The 20,415-nt window shown below is 58.7% G+C and carries 20 protein-coding genes; 1 reads left to right on the forward strand and 19 read right to left on the reverse strand.

The window, feature by feature from the left end; all coding sequences use genetic code 11:
- Positions 1-44: 44 nt before the first annotated feature.
- The 14 genes from neuB to ABD653_RS09160 form a co-directional block, all read right to left on the reverse strand.
- Positions 45-1,073, reverse strand: a complete 1,029-nt coding sequence (gene neuB / locus ABD653_RS09095; RefSeq protein WP_325065367.1) for an N-acetylneuraminate synthase — start codon at positions 1,071-1,073, stop codon at positions 45-47.
- Positions 1,070-1,708, reverse strand: coding sequence for a PglD-related sugar-binding protein (locus ABD653_RS09100; RefSeq protein ID WP_160778388.1), 639 nt, complete (start codon positions 1,706-1,708; stop codon positions 1,070-1,072). The genes neuB and ABD653_RS09100 overlap by 4 nt, the downstream gene beginning before the upstream one ends.
- Positions 1,705-2,388 carry an acylneuraminate cytidylyltransferase family protein gene (locus tag ABD653_RS09105; protein ID WP_160778389.1) on the reverse strand — a complete coding sequence of 228 codons (684 nt, stop codon included), beginning with the start codon at positions 2,386-2,388 and terminating at the stop codon, positions 1,705-1,707. Before ABD653_RS09105 ends, ABD653_RS09100 begins: the two co-directional genes overlap by 4 nt.
- Positions 2,385-3,578 (reverse strand): LegC family aminotransferase, encoded by a 1,194-nt coding sequence (locus tag ABD653_RS09110; RefSeq protein ID WP_160778390.1) that lies wholly within the window; start codon positions 3,576-3,578, stop codon positions 2,385-2,387. Before ABD653_RS09110 ends, ABD653_RS09105 begins: the two co-directional genes overlap by 4 nt.
- A 30-nt stretch (positions 3,579-3,608) precedes the next feature.
- Positions 3,609-4,619, reverse strand: a complete 1,011-nt coding sequence (locus tag ABD653_RS09115; protein ID WP_325065368.1) for an NAD-dependent 4,6-dehydratase LegB — start codon at positions 4,617-4,619, stop codon at positions 3,609-3,611.
- 102 nt (positions 4,620-4,721) lie between these two features.
- Positions 4,722-5,930, reverse strand: a complete 1,209-nt coding sequence (locus ABD653_RS09120) for a hypothetical protein (protein WP_160778391.1) — start codon at positions 5,928-5,930, stop codon at positions 4,722-4,724.
- A gap of 12 nt (positions 5,931-5,942) precedes the next feature.
- Entirely contained in the window at positions 5,943-8,150 is a 2,208-nt protein-coding gene (locus ABD653_RS09125; RefSeq protein ID WP_160778392.1) for a GumC family protein, read from the reverse strand.
- Between the two features lie 12 nt (positions 8,151-8,162).
- Positions 8,163-8,924 carry a polysaccharide biosynthesis/export family protein gene (locus tag ABD653_RS09130; RefSeq protein ID WP_234032126.1) on the reverse strand — a complete coding sequence of 254 codons (762 nt, stop codon included), beginning with the start codon at positions 8,922-8,924 and terminating at the stop codon, positions 8,163-8,165.
- 3 nt (positions 8,925-8,927) lie between these two features.
- Positions 8,928-10,304, reverse strand: a complete 1,377-nt coding sequence (locus ABD653_RS09135; RefSeq protein WP_160778393.1) for an O-antigen ligase family protein — start codon at positions 10,302-10,304, stop codon at positions 8,928-8,930.
- A 124-nt stretch (positions 10,305-10,428) separates the two neighbouring features.
- Entirely contained in the window at positions 10,429-11,550 is a 1,122-nt protein-coding gene (gene wecB / locus ABD653_RS09140; protein ID WP_160778394.1) for a non-hydrolyzing UDP-N-acetylglucosamine 2-epimerase, read from the reverse strand.
- A 92-nt stretch (positions 11,551-11,642) separates the two neighbouring features.
- A complete protein-coding gene (locus ABD653_RS09145; protein ID WP_160778395.1) occupies positions 11,643-12,266 on the reverse strand; it encodes a hypothetical protein in 624 nt (207 codons plus the stop codon).
- Positions 12,267-12,373: 107 nt separating this feature from the next.
- Positions 12,374-12,895, reverse strand: a complete 522-nt coding sequence (locus tag ABD653_RS09150; protein ID WP_160778396.1) for a demethoxyubiquinone hydroxylase family protein — start codon at positions 12,893-12,895, stop codon at positions 12,374-12,376.
- Entirely contained in the window at positions 12,892-13,365 is a 474-nt protein-coding gene (locus tag ABD653_RS09155; protein WP_160778397.1) for a disulfide bond formation protein B, read from the reverse strand. Before ABD653_RS09155 ends, ABD653_RS09150 begins: the two co-directional genes overlap by 4 nt.
- Before the next feature lie 19 nt (positions 13,366-13,384).
- A complete protein-coding gene (locus ABD653_RS09160; protein WP_160778398.1) occupies positions 13,385-14,722 on the reverse strand; it encodes a S41 family peptidase in 1,338 nt (445 codons plus the stop codon).
- Positions 14,723-14,994: 272 nt separating this feature from the next.
- Here ABD653_RS09160 and ABD653_RS09165 point away from each other — a divergent pair, with 272 nt between their 5' ends.
- Positions 14,995-15,993, forward strand: coding sequence for an NAD-dependent epimerase/dehydratase family protein (locus ABD653_RS09165; RefSeq protein ID WP_160778399.1), 999 nt, complete (start codon positions 14,995-14,997; stop codon positions 15,991-15,993).
- On the opposite strand, the gene ABD653_RS09170 is transcribed toward ABD653_RS09165, so the two are convergent.
- From ABD653_RS09170 to ABD653_RS09190, 5 genes are all read right to left on the reverse strand, one after another.
- A complete protein-coding gene (locus tag ABD653_RS09170) occupies positions 15,990-17,234 on the reverse strand; it encodes a murein hydrolase activator EnvC family protein (protein WP_160778400.1) in 1,245 nt (414 codons plus the stop codon). The two genes, ABD653_RS09165 and ABD653_RS09170, sit on opposite strands and share 4 nt — an antisense overlap.
- A 4-nt stretch (positions 17,235-17,238) precedes the next feature.
- On the reverse strand, positions 17,239-17,661 hold the full coding sequence (locus tag ABD653_RS09175; RefSeq protein WP_160778401.1) for a 23S rRNA (pseudouridine(1915)-N(3))-methyltransferase RlmH: 423 nt from the start codon (positions 17,659-17,661) through the stop codon (positions 17,239-17,241).
- Between the two features lie 75 nt (positions 17,662-17,736).
- Positions 17,737-18,099: a ribosome silencing factor gene (rsfS, locus tag ABD653_RS09180; protein WP_160778402.1), complete on the reverse strand. Its 363-nt coding sequence runs from the start codon at positions 18,097-18,099 to the stop codon at positions 17,737-17,739.
- A gap of 108 nt (positions 18,100-18,207) precedes the next feature.
- Positions 18,208-18,915, reverse strand: coding sequence for a nicotinate-nucleotide adenylyltransferase (locus ABD653_RS09185; RefSeq protein ID WP_160778403.1), 708 nt, complete (start codon positions 18,913-18,915; stop codon positions 18,208-18,210).
- Positions 18,879-20,153 (reverse strand): glutamate-5-semialdehyde dehydrogenase, encoded by a 1,275-nt coding sequence (locus ABD653_RS09190; protein WP_160780318.1) that lies wholly within the window; start codon positions 20,151-20,153, stop codon positions 18,879-18,881. Before ABD653_RS09190 ends, ABD653_RS09185 begins: the two co-directional genes overlap by 37 nt.
- Positions 20,154-20,415: the final 262 nt, after the last annotated feature.

A 20,415-nucleotide genomic window follows, 5' to 3' on the forward strand; every position in this document is an offset into this window, starting at 1 on the left:
TTCTCGCAAACCCCGATTGGAGCTTGCTTTCACGAGAGAGGTTGTCACACGCCCTCCCTCCTGTTGCCAGACGAAATCTCGATCATTTCATCAGGGACATAGTTCTTCTGCGCCACTTGCCCGATCACTGCATCCCAGCGCATTGGAGAAACGCCATCACCAGGGCGTTTGGTGGTTAGGTTCTTGACCGTGAATGCCTCACCCTTCGATATCGGGCATGCCGCGACTATCGACTTTCGCACTATGGACCGATTGCCAACTTCGCTGGGCGAAGGGCGCTTGATACCGTCGCCAGACATGGCAGCCTCGATATTCCGGATAGAACGCACCATCGCGCGCAATTCTTCGGGCTCAAGACTCGCAGCATGATCTGGGCCTGGGAGCGTACGATCGAGAGTAAAGTGTTTTTCGATTACGCTTGCCCCAAGCGCGACTGCCGCAATGGAGACTTCGATACCGGCGGTATGGTCGGAATAGCCGTGAGAGGTGCCTAACGCTCTGCCGATATTGGCCATCGCACGCAGATTAACATCGTGCATAGGGGTCGGGTATTCAGTGTTGCAGTGAAGGATCGTCAGATCTTCGCGATCTGCACCGCCGTCTTCAAGGACATCAACCGCTGATTCAATTTCGCCAAGATTCGCCATTCCGGTCGAAAGAATGATGGGAAGGCCTCTGCCAGCAACATGGCGCAACAGCGGCAAGTTCGTGATCTCTCCAGAGGGGATTTTTACTCGGTCGATCCCAAGCTCGAAAAGGAAATCCAGACTGTCGATATCGAAACCGGTCGAGAAGAAACCGATGCCACATTCCTTGCATTCCTGCATCAGATCGTAGTGGTCCTCGCGAGAAAGCTCGAGCTTTCGAACCATCTCGAGTTGGCTTTCGTCCGTCCCTGTCGATGTCTGTTGATAAGCAGCCTTGGGGGCATTTGCGGAAGCAATCTTGCTCGCTGTGAAGGTTTGGAACTTAACCAGGTCAGCGCCCGCATCTGCCGCCGCCTTCACCAGTTTACGGGCCACCCCCATGTCGCCATTATGATTTACTCCTGCCTCGGCAATGATCAGTGTCACAAGAGTTTCTCCTTGGCTGGGACGCCGACTGATGTTGCACGAGGCCGGACATCGTGGACGACCGCCGCCCCCGAACCAACAACAGACCAGGCACCAATCTGACGCGGTGATGCATCCGTACCTTGATTCACCACAACCCCCATGCCTACCCAAGCTCCTTCGGCGACAAAAACATTTCCGGCCAAATGAGCGCCAGGCGACAAATTGACGAAGTCATCCAGCACACAATCGTGCGAAACCGTAGCATTGAGATTGAGGGTGCAGAAATCACCGATCTTGCAACCACCCATCACTCTCACCCCGGGGAATACCACGGTACCAGCGGTTTTAGACAGCATGTCAAACATGCCGCGCGCAAGCGAGCTGTCGGGATCGATCAGGGCGGGAAATCTTAACTGCTGCCGGTATTTGTTTGCGGCCAACCGACGCGTTTGGTTGTCTCCGATTCCGATGGCGAACGCTGCGTCACCCTTTGTGACAACCTGATCCTCAAGCGCGATTTCATCACTGCCCTGCCAACTCTCTATTTCAGCTTGATCGCGCGTCACAAAGATCGGTCGCCAATCAAGCCGGAAAGCGATTTCAGCAATGTCCCGCGCTTGGCCGCCGGTTCCCAAGATAAACAGGTCACTCACTGGCTCGATTTGTGCCGCGCGCGCAGCAGCATTTCCGCGAACTTCCAATCGAGCATGTCGTCCACGTCGACGGAGTCCTCCGCTTCCATAATATAGGCCCGCGTATCTTGGCTGACCAAGGCTCGATGCTCCAAAAACCAAGCCACGCTGACCCAATACAGCGCACCGTTGAGGGAAAACAACTGTTCAAGGTCCTGCCTTCGGGTAGCCTTCTTTTCACCGGCATAAGGGACCATATCACCGGCTTCGCCGCAATGATACATGATTGCCGGATGGTCACGAACTTCCGTCACTGAAGTAGCCGACAAGGTCTTGGTTCGACGGCTAAGCTCGAGAATTCCTTCGATATGCTCCGAAGTCCGCAGGGGCGAAGTCGGTTGGAGCAGCACCAGATCCTTATATTCGGGCAATTGTTCACATGCATGTGCGACAACGCTTTGGCTTGATGCGTTATCATCGGCCAATTCGGCAGGACGCATAAAGGGCACATCAGCGCCGTACTGGCGGGCGACGGATGCTATCTCTTCGTCTTCTGTCGAAACCACGACCCGCGCAATCGATCGGGAAGACAGGGCAGCTTCGATAGTCCAGGCTATCAGTGGCTTCCCGGCAATCATCCGAATATTCTTGCGCGGAATACCTTTTGACCCGCCCCGGGCTGTGATCAATGCCAGGGTCACACATCACCCCCAGCCCCGGCAGGCGCCGCGAACAGCTTGGGGCTGCTCGGGATGTTGATGATTTGCACTGCCAGGCGTTCGGCGCACGAAAGGTCTGCCCGTGGTGCATCCGCAAACATGGGCAGCCGATGCATCAGGGTCCAAACAGGTCGTGCCATCAAGCCCGCATCGTTAAGTGCCGAAAGCACCTCTGTGTGCAGCTGATGATCAAATTGTTCCAGTACCAGCGTGCAAAGCCAGTAATTGCTCTCGGTGCCCTGCGGCTCTTCAAGGAGCCGCACACCCGCAATGTCTTTAAAGAGCGCCTTGTATCGCATCGCAAGCGCACGCTTGCGTTGCAACATGTCAGTGATACGCTCTAACTGTGCGCATCCGAGGGCGGCATTGAGGTTTGGCAGACGATAATTGTAGCCGATTTCGTCATGAGTAAAATTCCACCCGTCTGAGATACGCGCGGTAGTGGTCAGATGCTTGGCACGATCAGCGATCGCGGGATCATTCGTGAGTATGGCGCCACCACCTCCGGTGGTGAGGATCTTGTTGCCATTGAAGCTGAGGGCTGAAACCAGGCCGAAGCCGCCCGTGTGGCGGCCTTGGTAGTATGAACCAAGAGACTCAGCAGCATCCTCGACGAGCGGGATCGACCATTCCCGGCACAATTCCAGCAATGGATCGAGTTGCGCGGGATGGCCGAACGCATGCATGACGACAAGGGCAGCAATCCGGCGGCCAGTCTTGCGATTGAAGCAGCCACCATCGCGTTTCTCCGCGCATTCTTCGAGATGGCTTCGCAGAGCTTCGGGACAGACAGCCAACGTGGTCGCTTCACTATCGACAAAATGCGGAATGGCGCCTGCGTAAGAGGTCGCGTTTGCAGTCGCTACAAACGTCAGAGTGGGCAGAAGGACCTCATCCCCTGCTTGGACACCTGAACACTTCAACGCGATATGGAGCGCAGCGGTGCCGTTGACGGTCGCAACCGCTCGGCTGCAACCGGTGAATTCTGCAAGATCCGCTTCAAAACGGTCTACGAAAGAGCCAACACTCGAAACCCAGCCAGTGCGGATGCAGTCGGCAACATAGTCCTCTTCTCGACCCGCAAACTCAGGTTCGTGCAGCGGGGTGAAGGCCTCGGGGAATCCAGCGCCTTCGCGAACCGCCTCGAGAATGGAGTTGGTGAGTGTCGTCATGGTCTGAGTGCCATCCCATTCCGAGAAGGATTATATGTTATAAGTATCGGCTTTGTAGCGGGCCAGATTGGACGCATCGATGAACCATTCGATGGTTTCATCGAGGCCGCGGCCAAAGCCCTCATGATCCCCGTAATCCGGCGTCCAGCCTGCAAGATCTCGCGCTTTTTCATTGGAAGCCCAAAGCCGCTCAACCTCGCTCTTCTCCGGCCGCATGCGCTGGTCGTCGCTTGTGACCTTGATGCTCTTACCCATACGCTCAGCGATGAGCTTAGCGGTATCGCCAATGGAGATTTCGTAATTGCTCCCGACATTGATGACTTCACCAATCGCGCTGTCAGCTTCGGCGACCGCGCAAAACCCGCGCACAGTATCACGAACATAATTGAAGTCGCGCGTCGGATGCGTGGCTCCGAGTTTGATTTCCTCCTTGCCGGCAGCAAGCTGGGTGATGATTGTCGGAATGACCGCACGGGCGGATTGCCTTGGCCCATAGGTGTTGAAGGGACGAATTGTGGTCACCGGCGTATCAAACGACAAATAGAAGCTTTGAGCGATCTGATCTGCGCCGATCTTGCTAGCAGAGTAGGGCGACTGGCCTTGAAGGGGGTGCGCTTCATCGATGGGAACGTAGCGCGCGGTGCCATAAACTTCGCTCGTCGAAGTGTGCACGACGCGCTCAACCCCAAGGTCTCGAGCAGCCTGGACTATGTTCAGAGTGCCTTTGACGTTGGTATCGACGTAGCTATCTGGCGAGTGGTAGGAGAAAGGGATAGCGATGAGCGCAGCGAGGTGCATAACGACGTCGCAGTCTTGCATGGCAGTCCGAACACCGTTGGGATCACGAATGTCCCCGGCAAATACATCGATTGAGCGCCGAACGGTTTCAGAGCTCTGGTCAAGCCAACCCCAACTGTTGAAGCTGTTGTAGTATACAAACGCCCGGACGTCCGCCCCCTGCTCCACCAGATACTCGACGAGATGAGATCCGATAAAGCCATCGGCCCCAGTCACGAGTACGCGCTTGTTCTTCAGTTCCAATGTCTCGCCATCCACATTAATAATTCTGACTTCGAGGGTCAGCCCGGGCCTATAGCGATTTCCGAACCAGTAGCAATCGCTTTCCGGGTATGTGCGGCTAGCTCAGGATCTGGTCAATTCGACCGCATTGATGATGACCGCAGCTGGCTCGGAAGCCCGCGTGTTACGACCATAAACCTGGACCATCTGGAACGGGCAAGAAGCAGGGATGACAACAGTCTCGCCAGTTTCGGAAGTCCATATGTCTGGGAAGGATTGCCCATCTGCACAGCGGATCCGCCAAAGCAAACTTCCGCCATTCTCGGACGTTTCCCGCCTGTCGATTTGATAGCTGCCAGCCGGAAGCGCCATCAATCTTGACAGCGCAAGCTCTTCAATTCCGGCGCCAATGTCGATCTTCGCAAGTGGCACGTCCTCCGCCTGGCCCGGCTCAAGATTCAGTTCGGCCAAAACGTTTTCTTGCGCGCCAGCAGTCCAGGCAAAGGCGCCAATTTCAGGATCGACCGTCTCCGAAGCAAATCCAAACTTCGCCAGAAGCCTCGTATCTTTGGTCGGCAGGGCCTCCAGAAGTGAAAGGGCTTCAGGATACTGGCCCTGCGCAATAAGTTTTGAAAGCGTGCGTCCTGCAATCCTCGGAGTCAGCTCTTGGAGCACATCTGGCTCAAGCTTTAAAAGCACCTTCTGAACTGCATCAGCCTCGGAAGACTGATCCACGGCATGAATCAAGAAAGGCGCGGTCCAATCGCGCCCTTCATTGAATTTCGGCGCCAAGGCAGCACGAAACTCCTCGAAGCGCAAAGCCTGCGCGATGAGGCCAAACAGGAGCGGCTGACGATCACCAGCTGTCCTCACCGCCGTATCCAAGTGTTTGATCGCTTGGTCGAAATCGCTCATTTGCAGATTGGTCTGGAACAAAAGAAGCTGTCCGCCAAGGTCGCGACGGTTGATACGGTCGGATAGCAAGCCAAGCCTTAGGGCATCATCATAATCTTCGCTGCCATAGCGCTGCATAGCAATTGCAGTAATGCCGGTTGCGTTGAGAGGGTTTTCCAGCAGCGCGCCCCGGCCGACAAGCGCAAGGCTTGGGTCAGACTGCTCCAACTCTTCGGCCGCGATATCGCGCATCGTCGAATTGAGACGTGCCTGACCGACACTTGTGAGGCCAACGGATTGCGTCAGTTGGGGGTTGGAAAAGACAAATACCTCGCCGACAGCAGCCATAAAGGAGATAACCGCGAGCAAGACGCCAAGAAGGATCCCAAAGGTCTTGCGGGCTGGACTGATCCCTGTCGCTTCTTTGTCAAGGCTCATGGCGGAAGCAGCCTAAAGGTCCTGATCGCCGGAGTTGCCATAGCCATAGCCATAGCCATAGCCATAGCCGTGGGCTTGCTCATCAATCTTGGTAAGGACTACTCCCAAAACGTTAACCTGAACGGCATGGAGGCGATTGATAGAGGCGTTTATCTCACGTGCTGGCGCGCCAGCCACTTCGGAAACGAAGACACAACCTTCTACCTCGCGCGCAAGGAGCGGCGCATCGGCAAGTCCAAGCACCGGAGGCGCATCAATAATGACAAGATCGTATTCGGACGACAGGCTATCGATGAGCTGCTTGGTGCGGTCCGAGCTCAGCAGTTCAGCTGGGTTCGGAGGTTTCGGTCCTGTCGATATGACAGACAGGTTCTTGAACGAACTGTCCTGTACAAGGCCACGCCAATCATCATCACCCGCGAGGTAGTTGGCATATCCCCGTTCGTTGCTGGTGCCGACAAATAGGTGCACGGATGGTGAGCGGAGATCACCGTCCACCAAGAGCACACGCTTGCCGGCTCTCGCAATGATAAGCGCCAGGGCCGTCGAAGAAATGGTCTTGCCTTCATTCGGCTTAGTGCTCGTGAACACAAGCGATCGAGGCAATCCTCGAGGTGACGAGAATGCAAGGTTGGACCAAATCGTCGTATATGCCTCTGACAGTTCACTCTTCGGATCTTGTAGATCGGCAAGCGTGAAGTCCGCGACGCGCGGCACTCCGCCGAGCAGTGTTTGGCCCAGTAAGTTTGCCACGTCGCGGGGACTCTCGAGACCCTCGTCTATCTGCTCGAGAGCGAAGACCAGGCCGCCTGACAGTATAAGACCCGCCAATAATGCCAGCGCCATATTGATTGGCAGATTGGGTGACGAAGGCTCGTCTGGAACCTCTGCCCGGTCAACGATTGAGATATTGTTCAAACCAACCCCTGCTGCACCAATCTCCTTGAAGCGTTGCAACAAGCCATTGTAGAGTTCGCGGCTGGTATCAACATCTCGCCGATAAATGTTGTATTGAATCCCAGCGCGGCGTTGGGATTCCAGTTCAAGTTTCAAATCTGTGACCCGCTGCCGCAGATCATTTTCTCGCCGCAGGGCTTCGCGATACTCGTCCGCCCTGGCGCTCGAGCGTATATTGCGCACTCGCGCCTCTTCCTGCGCAATGCTGCGGTCAAGCTCACGCAATTGTTGCTGCGACGCCTCTAGCGCAGGGTAACCCTCCTCGAACTGTGTCTTCAGCCGTTCAACTTCGGCAGAAAGCTCCGCTCGACGCTGTCGAAGCGTACCAATCGAAGTGTTTGCAAGCAGCTCTGCACTTAGCGAACTGGAGGCCTCCTTTGCTCTACTCTCAGCGCGGACGCGTTCAGCGATTGCACCGACCAGGGCTTGGTTGAGCGCCTCCAAATTGCTGGCCAGCAAAGTCCGCTCGCCTTCAACCGTCCCATCGCTCGATCCGACGACTGTTATGATGTCATTATTTGCGGCGTAATTGACGATGTTTCGCTCGGATTCCTCCAGGCGCACACGCAGTGTCTGCAACCTCTCCTCGAGGAATTCACGCGCTGAGGAAGCCGAAGAATATCGCCTGTCGAGGTTCGACTGGATATACTCTTCAACCCAGGCGTTTGCGATGGACGCCGAAATTTCCGGAGAGGTGGACCTGTAGGCTACGTCGATCAATGCCGATCCACGCAAGGGTCTGATGCTCAAATGGTCCAGCAGAAGCTCAACCACTTGCTTTTCGCGCTCCGCGCGGTCCGCCGCGCTAAGCGCTATGTTGGCAGTCGCAAAGTCATTGCCATCTTCAGGCGCGGCACCATGCGTGTCAAAAAATCGCTCGTTGGCGGCCAGTTTCAACTTCTTCGAAACACGCATCGCCAAAGAGCGCGATTCCAGCAGCGAATATTGAGTTTGGTAGAATTCAAGATCGCGACTCGCGTCGGAAGATTCCAAGCCGTCGCCCGTGCTGATTTCCCGCTTTTCTCTATCAATTTCAATTCGGGATATCGCCGTATACTGCTTCGGCATGAGCAACGTCGCGACCAAGCCCATCATGATGGCCCCGACCACAACACCGGCAATTACGAAACGCCTGCGCTTGAGGATATTCCAATAGTGCAGGAGGGCTGGCCCAAGAGCCGCCCCTTGTGGGTCGGCCGTGAGCAGAGCCGGATCAGCCTCGAATTGAGTAGACTCGGCCTCTGAGCGGGCGTTCTGTGACATGGCTTTCGTGACCTATCGGGTAAGCAAGATTACAAGAGGGCTAAGGAGAGCAGCGCCCTGTACGATCATGCTGAACGCCCTGCGAGATGGCGAATCTCCGACAACCACGACATCATTGGCAAAGATCGAGGGATCAGAATAGGTCCCTGCCCGCAATGCGCGCAGATCATATACCCCGACCATGCGCTGATCGCCGACATTTCTAAAGACAAGAACCTCGTTGAGGCGAGCGAACTCAGATGGCCCTTGCGCCAAGGCCACAGCTCTCAACAGTGTCATGTTTCCTTCGACAGGGAACATCCCCGGCTGCTTGACCTCACCCTCGACAGTGACGAGCTGGCTCCTGATATCCACTGCATTGATCGCCACATCGGGATTACGGACCTTCTTCTGCTTCAGTAAGCCTTCGATAGTGGATGAAAGCTCAGAAGGCGTCCGGCCGGCCGCTCGCACTGTTCCCGCAAGCGGCACTGCAATGTTGCCCGCTGTATCAATCTGAACATCTTCAGCAGACAGAGCTCCAATACCAAAGACGACGACGTCGATCTTGTCCAAAGGCCCAAGCACGAATTCCCGCGGTGCCGGGCTCGTGTCTGCAACCCCGGGGGCTGGCAGGCCTTCGCCACGAACAATTTCCAAGCCCGCACCTGGAGCAAGCGCTGAACCGCCTCCAAAGCAGGCAGAGAGGCTCAACGCCAATCCAACGGCCGCTATCATTCGTAGCTGTTCAAACACGTATTTAGAAATCCTCAGATGATGAGTGAACTGAGCCAAGCCTCAGCCTCTTGCCAAAGGTTTTTGCCTCCTAAGGCAGACCAAGGCAAAAGCAAAGAGGCAAGACAGGATCGGCGTCCGCAATGGATAGTCAAAAACACTGGTAAGCGCGAGGAAAGAGATCAACGCAATCGCTAGATAGCCGAGCAGCGCGCCCTTCCCGCGGTCATTCCTTCGAATGAGCTCGATTGCATTGGTGCCAACGACAACCACAAGCATCGACAGCAGAAATAGGCCCGGCAACCCTGCAACCATGACAACTTCGAGCCAATCATTATGGGCGTGATTGAGATACTTTTCACTGAGCAACGCATCCGGCTCGTAGACTTTATAGACCTCAACAAATGAACCGATCCCAGAGCCAATCGGAAAGTGATCCCACGTGCTCGCAAGAATTGGCCGCCAGACCTGGAAGCGGATATTGTCCAGAGCACCATCTTCCGAACCAAGCCGATCAAATGTGGTGGTTTGCGCAGCCACGACCGTCACAATGCCCAGCAAAATGACAGCGAGAAAGCCCGCCACCATCAGCTTGCGCCGCTCTTTTGCTGGCAAATTCCTATCACCTGCTTTTCGGCCGGATACCCGCTGGTAAATCAATACCGCAGCAAGAATGCCAAGAACCCCAACGACCAATCCCATGCGGGATCCGGTAATGATGATAAGCGGCACAAGCGGAAGTGCGCATATCATCGCGAGCATGCTGCGAAAGCGCGCATGCTCGACGGTACGCGCAGGCCAAGCGGCAAAGACACCGAGCATTGGCAGGAGCATGGCCAGCAAGAATGCCTGGTGGTTACGGTTTGCAAACAAGCCAACGGAAAATTCAGGATTGGTGATCCGATAGGTGTAGAAGGCGTCGCCTCCCGCAGCCTGGATAATGCCAAAGGCCGCACTAACGCCCCCCAAGGCCAAAATCAGTGTCAGGAGCCTGAACAACGAGTCATGGTCGAGCCGTATCAGCAATAGAAAAAATGCAGCAGGAACCATCAATGAGAAGAGGGCATTGGCGGCCTCGCCAGGCACCGGAGAAATGGGTCGCCAAACCCCTTCCAATCCAATCGTCGAATCGATCTCAGCGATCAGTTCTCTGCCCGGCAACGATTGCCAGATCGCGGGAGGCAAAGGAATAAGATGGATGAATGCCAAGCCAGCCGAGGCGACAATTATGAACCAAATTGCCCGGAGACCTTCAAAGTCAGCCCTGAGCGACGTAACAATGCCGTAGGCCAAGAGCAGTCCTGCCATCGGACGCAGAAGAACAAGCGATGAGATGTCAGACCGCGAGCCACCCCCCATGGCAAAGACTGCCACAAGAAACGCTGCTGCCAGCGAAAACGCAATCAGCTGGCGCTGCGATGCTGTTTTACTTTTCAACATATGATCTGGTGAGTGACTCTAGCTAACCGCTCGGCCAGAACGCGACCTACCCGTCGTTCACTAGCAGATCGCATTCCCTTTGCAAGGCGGCAGGGCTGGCACCAGGGGCCAGAACAGGAGCCAGTCAGCCTGCAAGCATATCCGCAATCCGCAGGGCCGATTTGCCATCGCCAAACGGATTGTGCGCCCGCGCCATCTCGGCATAGGCATTCTCGTCATCAAGCAGGCGCTCGACTTCGCGCACGATCGCTTCTTCGTCGGTACCGACAAGTTTGGCCGTTCCGGCCTCGACGCCTTCGGGCCGCTCTGTCGTCTCGCGCATGACCAGCACCGGTTTACCAAGCGCAGGCGCCTCTTCCTGCACCCCGCCGCTATCGGTCAGCATCAGCGTGCAGATATCGAGCAGCCGCGCAAAATGGGGATAATCAAGCGGTTCGAGCAAGGCGACATTGTCCAGCCCTTCCAGCTCACCCTGCATGATTTCGCGCACATTGGGATTGAGGTGGACCGGGAATATCAGCGCAACATCCTCGCGCGCCGCGAGCCGCCGGATCGCATTGGCAATCGCGCGCATGCCGTCACCGAAATTCTCACGCCGGTGGGACGTCACACCGATGATCCGCTTGCCGGCAAAGCGCGCTTCGACACCGGCCAGGTCTCCGGCGAGCTGGGGTTCGGCGGCAACCTTGGAAGTGATCCAGTGCAAGGCATCGATCACGGTATTGCCGGTCACATGCACACTGGCAGGGTCGACATTCTCGCGTTTGAGAGCGTTGGCAGAGGTTTCGGTCGGGGCGGCGTGCAAGGCGGCGAAACTGCCGATGACCTTGCGATTCACCTCTTCAGGCCAGGGGTGATAGATATCGCCGCTGCGCAGGCCAGCCTCGACATGGCAGACCGGAATCTTCCGATAGTAAGCGGCAAGCGCGCCGCACATGGCGGTGGCAGTATCGCCCTGGACGATGACCCAGTCGGGCTGTTCCTTATCGAGCACTTCGCCGATCCCAGTCAGCAGGCGTGCGGTCAGCGCATCGAGTGACTGGTTAGGCTGCATTACATCAAGATCATGATGCGGCTGAATGTCAGCGATTTGCAGGACCTGGTCGAGCATACCGCGATGCTGGCCGGAGACGAGAACGCGGCTGTCAAACCGGTCATCGGCATCCAGGACATGCACGAGGGGGAAGAGTTTGATCGCTTCGGGACGCGTGCCGAAGACCGTGATAACTTTGCGGGTTTCGCTCATGCGCGCAGCCTTAGTGGGGCCAGTGGGCCCACGCAACGCACAAGTTCAAGGCAGGTGCGCTGTGGAAGGGGGCGGTAGTGCGGCTGCCGGGATCAGCTGGTGCCAGGGTCCCGATCAAGACCGGAGGCATCTTCGCCGCCATCATCAACCGGGCCGGAGCTTTCCGGGGCCGGTAATGCAGCCCCCTCCTCGCCGGGCACTTCAGCTTGACGTTCACGCTCCAGGCGTTCCATATATTCGCGCTCGATCGACTCGACGCGCTCCTGCTCGGCAGCAGCATCAGCATCGATGGTCGAAAGTCGTTCAGCCCGGGCCGCTTCGATCAGCTGGCTGAACCTGACATTGGAACCTTCGCGACGCGCACCATAGGCCGCATCGATCAGGTCCTGGGTGCAGCCGGTAATGCCTCCCGCGCCGCTGGGGGAGCAAGACAGCGTGCCGAAATCGCCGACAAAATCGAACCGCTCGACCCGCTGGGCCCAGGCACTGTTGGCCGGATCATCACTCAGCCTTAGTTGCTCGGGAATGCGGTAGCGTTCGCTTTCCGGCATGGTTGCAACCACCAGGATTTCGTCACCTTCGGCCTCGGGGCGCGCATCATCGCCATAGATGATGACCATGCGCACCTTGTCGCCCGCATCGGTTTGCGCGTGGGCTGGCGCAGTCATCGCCAGAGCTGCCATTGCGGCAAGGGAAGCGGTGGCAAAACGGATCATGGTCGAAAGCCTTTCAATCTTTGGCCAGTTCAGGGATTCACCCAACACCGGCAGGCGTGAATAGCATATGAAGCGCTTACAGGCATTGTCCGGACGGACAACGCCGGTCAGACGCGCTCGCTCACCTTGATGGCGGCGCGGCAGCCGAGCCTGATAAGGCCGGACAAAAGCGGATAAGCAGGGGCATTCTCCGCGCCCGCTGCCAACGCCGCATCGCGATGCTCGCGCTCGTCCTCGCGGAACTCGTGGATCATGGCCGCCAACTCGGGATCGGCGCCTGATTCCTCAAGCTCGTCGAGCTGGTCCGAATAGTGCTTGTCAATTTCTGTTTCGACCGCTGCGGTGCAGGCCATCGCGGCTTCGGGCCCCAGCAAGGCCGTGCCTGCACCCAGTGCGTATCCGGCAATATTCCAGAAGGGCTGCAAGGCGGTCGGGCGAACGCCGCGCTCTGCCATCAGGGCATCAAACTTGGCGCGATGCCCCTCTTCCTGGCGGGCCATCGCGGCAATCTCACCCGAATGCGGCCCGCGGTCGCCCATGACGGCCAATTGGCCTTCATAAATCCGCGTAGCGCCGAATTCGCCGGCCTGGTCGACACGGATCATACGGTCGAGATCGGGCTTGGTCATGCACGGCTCCTTCTGGCCAAGAGGACGAGTACTGCCACTCCAGCTAGTGTCGAAATCAGGAAATTCCAGCCGGCCAACGAAATTCCGAACAGGTCCCAGGGCGCCATATCACAGCGCACGATGGGGGCATTCATGATCGCATCCAGCGGATCGCCGCCCTGCTCGACGGCGTTGGCACAAGCGGTGATCCCTTCCCACCAGCCATATTCGACCCCGGCATGGAAGGCGCCGATGCCGCCCGACGCCAGGATCGCAAGCGCTGCAAGGCCGACCCACAATGTGCGGGGTGCCGCGAAAGACCCGACCAGCGCGAGGCCAACGGCGGCAAAATGCGGCCAGCGCTGCCACAGGCACATCTCACACGGATAGAGGCCAAAGCCGTATTGCCCGATATAGGCGCCCGCCAGCAGCAGCGCAGGGATAGCGAGCGCAATTTGCCGGGCCAGCCGCTCCGATGGTGTTTCGATCATGACGCTACCCCATAGGGTGTTAGTCGCGCAGGGCAACCGAGCTTGGCGTAGTCCGCCGCAGCGTCTGCAAGGCATAATGGAGCTGGAAATCTTCGATGCCCTGCTCCTTCAGCTCTGCTGCTGTCAGCTTGAATCGCGGATCGTCCTGTTTGTCCGCCTCCAGCTCTTCATCCTTGAGGCCGACTTCGTTGACCAGATGACCGCGCAAATCGGATTCGCGCAGCTGAAATTTCTTGCGCTTTTCCCAATCCGGATCGGAAATCTGGGGCACCGCAATATCGGGCTTGATGCCGCCTTCCTGGACCGATTTTCCAGCCGGCGTGAAATAGCGTGCTGTGGTCAGCTTCAGGGCGGCATCGCGGCCCAACGGCAACAGCGACTGGACGCTGCCCTTGCCGAAGCTGCGCTCTCCCATCACCAGCGCCCGGCGATGATCCTGCAGGGCACCTGCAACAATTTCCGAGGCCGAAGCAGAACCGGCATCGATCAGTACGATCATCGGCACGTCACTGGCGATATCGCCGCGGAAGACCGTTTCGGCATCGTAGAGTATTGTTTCGCCGCGTGCACGGCCCCGCTGCGACACGATCCGGCCCTTGTCGAGGAACAGGTCTGACAGCGCCACGGCTTCATCAAGCGAGCCGCCCGGGTTCGAGCGCAAATCGAGCAACAGGCCATTGACCCGCCCCGCCGATTTTTCGCGGATGGATTGCCATGCCGCCAGCACGTCTGCGCCGACATCGCGGGAAAATTCGTTGACCGTGATCACACCGATGCGACCGGGCTTGAGTTCGTGAGTGACCGGCTCCAGCTCGATCACGCCGCGTGTCACGGTCAGATCGAACGGCTCGTCACGGCCGGGGCGGAATACAGTCAGGCGGATAGACGACCCTGCGACCCCGCGCATGCGTTGTACCGCTTCGTCCAGATCGCCGCCATAAATCAGTTCGCCATCGAGATGCGTGATAAAGTCGCCCGCCTTCATGCCCGCCTGCTCGGCCGGGCTGCCACGGAACGGGCTGATGACCTTCACCGCGCCATCTTCCATCACCACCGACAGCCCCAGGCCGGAGTAATTGCCATCAATCAGCGTCTCGAGGCGCTGGAGATCACCGCCGTCGAGATAGGCGGAGTGCGGATCGAGCGATGCCAGCATCCCGTCGATTGCACCACGAATCAGTTTCTCGTCATCAACCGGCTCGACATAGCTCGCTTTGACCCGCTGATAAGTCGCAAACAGCTTGGCAAATTCCGGGCCAGCGCGCCCTTCAACCTGCGCAAATCCGGCGGTTGTCGCCGGAATCAGCGCCACGGCAGTCACCAGGGCAGCAGAGCGAACGAGGTTGGCGATTTTCATACGAATGTCTCTCTCAGCACAGGCGTTTTGTATCGCCTAGAGCAGGTTAATGCCAGATGAGGTACATCGGCTTTGATGTCGTTCGTCCCGGAGCGGGGCAACGCCGGTCGAAATATTACTCGCGCTACCGCCTGTTCCGCCGACCACTGCCGAACCTGAGAGGAGGCAAGCTTGACGAGACGTTTACCAGAGCTTGATAGGGAGCGCTGTAAGGGAAGTTCATCAGTGGACGGCCATGTTTCCGCCATGATCACTCGAGAAAGATTATTCTGATGCATGTCCTAGTCACCGGTGCCGCAGGGTTTATTGGCGCAGCCTTGTCTGAACGCCTTGCACAAGGCGGACATAAAGTGACCGGCTTGGACAACCTAAATGATTATTACCCGGTCAGCTTGAAAAATGATCGTCTGAAGCGGCTCTACAGCAAGGGCGGCGGGCATTTCGAGTTCCGCAAGGTCGATTTTGCCGACCACGCAGAATTGAATGCCTCCCTGGCAAACACCGACTTTGAAGCGATCGTCCACCTTGGGGCGCAGGCGGGTGTGCGTTACTCTCTCGAGAACCCACATGCTTATGTGCAGTCCAATTTGGTCGGGCATTTCAACATTCTCGAGTTGGCCCGGACGCGGTCGATTCCCAACACGGTCTATGCCAGCTCATCCTCCGTGTACGGGACAAACACGCCAGCACCATTCTCGGAAGAAGAGCGGGCCGATCGCCCCGTATCGCTTTACGCGGCCACCAAGCGGGCCGATGAATTGCTAAGCGAGAGCTATGCTCATTTGTACCGCCTGCCACTCACGGGACTGCGGTTCTTCACCGTCTACGGCCCTTTTGGGCGGCCTGACATGATGCCTTGGATATTCGCAGACAAGATCTTGCGGGGTATCCCCATCCCGGTGTTCAACAATGGCGAGATGGAGCGAGATTTCACCTATATCGACGATATTGTTGACGGCATTGTCGCTTGTTTGGCCAAGCCTCCAGTGGATAATGGCGCAGCGAAACCGGGAGGATCAGTTTCGCCGCATGCGGTGTACAATATCGGCAATAGCCGCCCTGAAAAGCTTCTCGACGTGATCGAAATTATGGAAGCAGCCTGCGATCGTAAAGCGGTTTTGGAAATGTTGCCCATGCAGAAGGGCGATGTGACGCAAACCTATGCCGATGTGAGCGCGATGAAACGAGATTTCGGCTATGCCCCTAAGATTTCGGTGCGCGAGGGCATGCGCCGCTACATCGACTGGTTCCGCAACTATCATTCACTCTAGCCGATGAAATCGAGCGGATTGACCGGTTCGCCTGCGCGCCGCAATTCGAGCGTGACTTCAGGCTGATCGACCCCCGCAACGCCCAATGGGCCGCCGCCGACCAGCTCCTCGCCGACATCGACATCAGTACGGGCCAGTCCCGTGATCAGGCTGGTCCATCCCGCGCCATGTTCGATAATCACGATCCGTCCAAATCCGCGATAGGGCCCGGCAAAAGCGACCCGGCCTGCTGCAGGAGCGATAACCTGCGCACCGGCCCGCGGCGACAATGTCACCCCTTCATTGCGCACGCCGCCATCGGAAATCGATCCAAACCCCAGCAAAGTCTGCCCCGTGACAGGCAATTGCAGGCCCACCGGAGCGAGACCGGCTCCGCTCGTCGGCGTTTCGGATGTAGTAGGCGCAACGGCCGCAACTCGGGCTTGCGCGGGGACGTTAGGCCGCAGGATCGGGCCGGGCAAAGCGGCGAGCTCGTCCCGCAAAGAGCCAGCCTCTCCCAAGCGGTCGATTAATCCGCCCAGATCGCGCGCTTCCTCCGCCAGCGCCAGCGCCCGTTCGGTCTCGCGCGCCGCATCGCCGCTGCGTTGGCGCGATTCAATCCGTTGCCGGGTTTCTACCGCCGCGAGCCGCTGGCGCCGTTGGCCCAACTCCTCCTGTTGGTCGTTGAGGGCAGCAACCGCCTGTCTTGCCTCTCCTTCAAGCGCCCGCCCGCGATCAATTTCAGCCCGCAAAGCCGCCGTGCGTGCGCGCACTTGCGGTATCGTGGTCTCCAGCATTGCCCGCAGATAGACAGTCTCACGCAGCGATCCGGGGCGCAGGATAGACAAGCCGAGCGGACGGCGTGCAAATTTCTGCAACGCCCCGGTTAGCCGGACCAGCGGCTCCCGCCGTTCCGCCAAACGCCGCACCAATTGTTGACGCTGGCTTTCAATCAGCCCGATCCGCGCTTCTGCGGCGCCGATCTTTGCTTCGGATTCCTGGATCCGCGCCGCCAGCGCTGCAGCCTCTTGTGCGGTCTTTTCCGCTTCCTGCGTCGCCAGACGGGCCGCCTGTTCCAATTCGGCCCCGCGGGACGCTGCCTCGGCCGCCTGGGCTTGGGCGCGCGCCATCGAGGCACGAATGTCGTTCGGATCTTCCAGGCCCGTTGCAGACTGGGCCATCACACCAGCAGTATGCATCGCAAGCCCGACACCGGCGGCGACAAACGCTACGGACAAAAAAGGCAAGGCATACCGGGTCATTGCGTCACCCTGCACGATGATACGGGTGGCCTGCAAGAATGCTGGTGGCGCGATAAAGCTGTTCCATCAACATCGCGCGGGCGAGCAAATGAGGCCAAGTGGCTGAACCGAAGGCCAGCAGCAGGTCCGCATCCGCGCGATCGGCAGGCGAATGGCCATCTGCAGCGCCCAGGACGAAGCGAGCTTCGCGTATGCCGCCATCGCGCCATTTCTCGAGTGTGGCCGCCAATTCCTGCGACGACAAGTCATTGCCGCGCTCGTCGAGAAGCACAGTTTTGAAAGGCGATTGGGGGTCGGGGATTCTCCCGCCGGTTTCAGGCAATTCGGTCAGCTTGACCGGCCATGTCAGCCTTTTGTCATAGCGGGCGACCAGGTCGGCTTCCGGCGACCGGGCAATCTTCCCGCGAGCAATGACATGCAACAGCATGGCCGCCCCTTACGTCACGCGCCACCGGGCGACAACGCTTGATCGGAGGCTGATCGGGCCCGGATCGGGCCCTGATCAGGCGGTGCCGGTTGGTACGGGCGGTGCGTCGCCGAAGGCCCACATGCGTTCGAGATTGTAGAAGCTGCGCACTTCCGGGCGAAACAGGTGGACAACCACGTCCCCGGCATCAACCAGCACCCAATCTGCGGCTGGCAAACCTTCGAGGCGGACAGGGCCGTGGCCGGCCTGCTTGATCGACTCGGCCAGCTTCTGCGCGATCGAGGCGACCTGGCGGGTCGAGCGACCCGAAGCAATCACCATGTGATCGGCAATCGAGGATTTGCCTTCCAGCGGGACCGAGACGACATCTTGCGCCTGGTCCTCGTCCAACTGCTCGAGAACGAGCGCGTGGAGCGTGCCGGGCTCTGCCTCAGCCATTGCGGGTGAAGCGCCGGGTGCGGGCGAGGGGGTTTGCGCCGGTGTCATGGGCGAGGTGGATACTCCTGTCATTCGGGTAAGGTGGGGATGGTCGGGGCCGATTGCGAGTCATGCAGCGGGCGCCGCCTGCCCACGGCTGGAACGGTCGAAAACCTGTCGGTGGGTGACCTGGTCAAACAGCGGGCCGGTGCCATACCGGCTCGCCCAGTCCGGATCGGCACGGCGGATTGCCGTGGCCGAACGTGGATCCGGATCGAAACGTAAATTCACCAGGCTCGGCGCGCTCCATACACCCCGTTTGCGAAAAACGGCTGGAGAGACGCGATGCCCCCGCAGCCATGCCATTGCGGGGCTTGCAACAGCTTGGGCATCATAACCAGGCCGGGCGATCACCGCAATCGGCATCATACGCGCAATATCCCGCCACGCCTTCCACCGGTGGAACTGGGCCAGATTGTCTGACCCCATCAGCCAGAGGAAATCGCGTTTGGGGAAGCGCCCGGTCAATGCGCGCAGAGTGTTCACGGTGTAGCGGGTGCCCAGCGTTTGCTCGATCGCAGTGACACGGATCGGCGCATTGCGCGCCTGTACCAATGCCGAGCGGTAGCGCGCAGCAATAGGCGCCATGCCCTTTCTCGGTTTGAGCGGATTGCCCGGCGAAACCAGCCACCAGACTTCATCCAGCCCCAATGCCTGCATCGCGAACAGGGAAATCCGGCGATGCCCGCCATGGGCTGGATTGAAACTGCCGCCGAGCAGGCCGGTGCGGACAGGGGCCGTCAAGGGCGCGCCTGACCCGTGCCGCGCACGATCCATTTGTAAGTTGTCAGCCCCTCAAGCGCGACGGGCCCTCGGGCATGTAAACGACCGGTCGCGATGCCAATTTCCGCGCCGAGGCCGAATTCACCACCATCGGCAAATTGGGAGGATGCATTGTGCATTACAATCGCCGAATCGACCTGTGCGAGAAATGCGTCGGCAACATCCTGCGCCTCGGTCACGATCGCATCGGTATGGCCCGATGAATGGCGCGCAATATGATCGAGTGCAGGCTCTATCCCGTCAACAATCGCGACAGACAGCACAGGAGCAAGATACTCGGTGTCCCAATCCTCGCCCGAGGCGGGCGTGATACGGGGGTCCAACGCTGTGGCGCGGCCATCCCCACGCACTTCACAGCCCGCATCGAGCAGCGCGCCCAGCACCTGCCTGGCAGCGCCAAAGCCGGCATCGATCAGCAATGTCTCCATCGCTCCGCAAATGCCGGTGCGGCGCATTTTCGCATTGGTCGCCAGAGCCACGGCCATGTCAGGCGACGCTTGGGCATCGATGTAAGTGTGGCAAATCCCATCGAGATGGGCGAGCACCGGAACCCGCGCTTCGTCCTGAACACGCGAGACCAGCGATTTGCCCCCTCGCGGCACGATCATGTCGATCTGTCCGCTGGCCCCCAGCATGGCGCCGACAGCGGCGCGATCCTGTGTCGGGATCAACTGGACCACGTCGGGGGACACGCCACCTGTGGCGAGACCTTCGACAAAAGCGGCATGGATCGCGCGATTGGAGTGCACCGCTTCACTGCCACCGCGCAGGATCGCTGCATTGCCGCTGCGCACGCATAGCGCAGCCGCATCGGCAGTAACATTGGGGCGACTTTCATAAATGATGCCGATTACGCCGATGGGGATGCGAACACGCGCGAGGTGCAAGCCGTTGGGCCGTTCCGTCTGGTCGATTGTCTCGCCGACGGGGTCGGGGAGCCCGGCAACCGCGTCCACTGCATCGGCGATCGCTGTCAGCCTGGCGCCATCAAGGGCCAGCCGATCGAGCAGCGCCTCCGAAAGGCCGCGCGCGCGTCCAGCCGAGACATCTTGCTGATTTGCTTCAAGAATTTGCGCGGACTGCCTGCGCAACGCGGTGGCTGCAAGCCGCAAGGCAGCGGCCCGTTCACCGGAAGAAACCAGCGCCAGCGAGCGTTGCGCCTCCCGGGCACGCAGGGAGAGATCACCGACAAGCGATTCGAATTCACAGGAAGATTCGGCCGGCGTTGAAATTCGGTATTCCTTTCAAGAGCTTGTTCAACCTAGCTTTGCAGGGGCGATTGGCAAAGCCGAGGGGCACATTGACAGCGATCCCTACCGCAGCGCGACATTCTGGCAAGGCCCCAACCATTCATCGCGGGACTCGCTCGACTCGGCGGTTACAACGGTTACCGGATTCGACCCCCGTCGATTCCCTTGCTAGCGGCCCTGCGGGACAGAAAATACCAAAAGTGGGGTCGCATTGTTCAATAGCGCTGAAAACGGCGGGTTTGCC

The sequence above is a fragment of the Parerythrobacter jejuensis genome, assembly GCF_039536765.1.
Lineage (GTDB): Bacteria > Pseudomonadota > Alphaproteobacteria > Sphingomonadales > Sphingomonadaceae > Parerythrobacter > Parerythrobacter jejuensis.

Excerpts from the sequence above, each read along its gene's own strand:
- ABD653_RS09110 (WP_160778390.1), bottom strand. The coding sequence starts at position 3,578 with ATGACGACACTCACCAACTCCATTCTCGAGGCGGTTCGCGAAGGCGCT.
- ABD653_RS09120 (WP_160778391.1), bottom strand. The coding sequence starts at position 5,930 with ATGAGCCTTGACAAAGAAGCGACAGGGATCAGTCCAGCCCGCAAGACC.
- ABD653_RS09125 (WP_160778392.1), bottom strand. The coding sequence starts at position 8,150 with ATGTCACAGAACGCCCGCTCAGAGGCCGAGTCTACTCAATTCGAGGCT.
- ABD653_RS09135 (WP_160778393.1), bottom strand. The coding sequence starts at position 10,304 with ATGTTGAAAAGTAAAACAGCATCGCAGCGCCAGCTGATTGCGTTTTCG.
- wecB (WP_160778394.1), bottom strand. The coding sequence starts at position 11,550 with ATGAGCGAAACCCGCAAAGTTATCACGGTCTTCGGCACGCGTCCCGAA.
- ABD653_RS09145 (WP_160778395.1), bottom strand. The coding sequence starts at position 12,266 with ATGATCCGTTTTGCCACCGCTTCCCTTGCCGCAATGGCAGCTCTGGCG.
- ABD653_RS09150 (WP_160778396.1), bottom strand. The coding sequence starts at position 12,895 with ATGACCAAGCCCGATCTCGACCGTATGATCCGTGTCGACCAGGCCGGC.
- ABD653_RS09155 (WP_160778397.1), bottom strand. The coding sequence starts at position 13,365 with ATGATCGAAACACCATCGGAGCGGCTGGCCCGGCAAATTGCGCTCGCT.
- ABD653_RS09160 (WP_160778398.1), bottom strand. The coding sequence starts at position 14,722 with ATGAAAATCGCCAACCTCGTTCGCTCTGCTGCCCTGGTGACTGCCGTG.
- ABD653_RS09165 (WP_160778399.1), top strand. The coding sequence starts at position 14,995 with ATGCATGTCCTAGTCACCGGTGCCGCAGGGTTTATTGGCGCAGCCTTG.
- ABD653_RS09170 (WP_160778400.1), bottom strand. The coding sequence starts at position 17,234 with ATGACCCGGTATGCCTTGCCTTTTTTGTCCGTAGCGTTTGTCGCCGCC.
- ABD653_RS09175 (WP_160778401.1), bottom strand. The coding sequence starts at position 17,661 with ATGCTGTTGCATGTCATTGCTCGCGGGAAGATTGCCCGGTCGCCGGAA.
- rsfS (WP_160778402.1), bottom strand. The coding sequence starts at position 18,099 with ATGGCTGAGGCAGAGCCCGGCACGCTCCACGCGCTCGTTCTCGAGCAG.
- ABD653_RS09185 (WP_160778403.1), bottom strand. The coding sequence starts at position 18,915 with ATGGATCGTGCGCGGCACGGGTCAGGCGCGCCCTTGACGGCCCCTGTC.